Source organism: Jiangella rhizosphaerae, assembly GCF_003579925.1.
Lineage (GTDB): Bacteria > Actinomycetota > Actinomycetes > Jiangellales > Jiangellaceae > Jiangella > Jiangella rhizosphaerae.
The window spans coordinates 1-1,259 of the sequence record NZ_QUAL01000232.1 but is presented as its reverse complement, the minus strand read 5'-3'; the positions used below and the strand labels follow the sequence as shown (position 1 = coordinate 1,259).

Below are 1,259 nucleotides of genomic sequence, written 5' to 3'. Positions count from 1 at the left end.
GCTCGAGGCTCTCGGCCCGGCCCGTCAGGGCACGGGCCCGCTCCTCGCCCGTGCGCAGCGTCAGCCGGGCCTCGGTCTCGGCCTGCCGGGCGGCGCGGGCCCGCTCGGCCAGCCGGTCGCGCTCCTCGGTGGACGGCTCGACGTCGTCGTCGCCGGCCTCCTCGGCGGCGGCGAGCCGCTCCTCCATCTCTTCCAGCGCGGCGAGCTCGCGGTCGCGCGCCTCCTCGGCCCGCGCGACGGAGTCGGCCAGCCGCTCGGCCTCCTCGGACGCGGCCCGCGCGGTGCCGCTGAGCCGGCCCAGCTGCTCGGCGACGGCGGACAGCTCGGCGTCGGACTCGCGCAGCTTCGTCAGGGCGTGCGACTCGGCGGCGGCGGCCTCGGCCCGGGCCCGCTCGGCGGCGGCCAGCTTGCGGGCGAGGTCCTCGGCCTTGCCGGTGGCGATGGCCAGGCGGTCGGCGGCTTCGTCGACGGCGGCCTGCACCTCCAGCAGGCTGGGCGCGCTGCTGGACCCGCCGTAGGCGCGGTCGCGGCCGAGCAGGTCGCCGTCGCGGGTGACGGCGACGAGGTCGGGCAGCTCGGCGACCAGGGCGCGGGCGGCGGCGAGGTCGTCGACGGCGGCGATGCCGCGCAGCAGGTTCGTGAGCGCGGGACGCAGCTCGGCCGGCGCGGTGACGAGGTCGACGACGTAGCGCAGCCCGCCGGGCAGCGGCCGCCACTCCCCCGGGTCGTCGTACGGCGCACCGCCGACCAGCAGCCCGGCGCGGCCGAGGTCCTCGTCGCGCAGCAGCCGCAGCGCGGTCACGGCGTCGTCGACTGACTCGACGGCGACGGCGTCGGACGCGGCGCCCAGCGCGGTGGCGACGGCGGCCTCCCAGCCGGACTCGACGGTGAGCAGCGCGGCCACCGAACCGAGAACGCCGGACAGCCGGTCGGACGCCGCCAGCAGCGCCTCGGAGCCGTCGCGGCGGGACAGGCCCATCTGCAGCGCCTCGTGGCGGGCCACCAGCGCGGCCCGCTCGCCCTCGGCGGCGCGTTCCTGCTCGCGCAGCTTCGTCAGGACGTCGTCGGCGGCGGCCAGCGCGGCGGCCGCCCGCTCGTGCTCGCTGTCGAGGCCGTCCTCGCCGACGGACAGCCCGGCGATGGTGGTCTCGAGCGCGGTGTACTCGTGCTCGGCCGCGGTGGCGCGGCGCAGCGCCTCCTCGCGGGCGGCCGTCAGCCGGGTCAGCTCGGCCTCGGCCGCCGCGGCCCGCCGGCGGGCG

The 1,259-nt window shown here is 79.7% G+C and carries 1 pseudogene; it reads right to left on the bottom strand.

The features are described from left to right. Window positions 1–1,259: pseudogene (locus DY240_RS22680) on the bottom strand (chromosome segregation protein SMC); the annotation flags it as partial.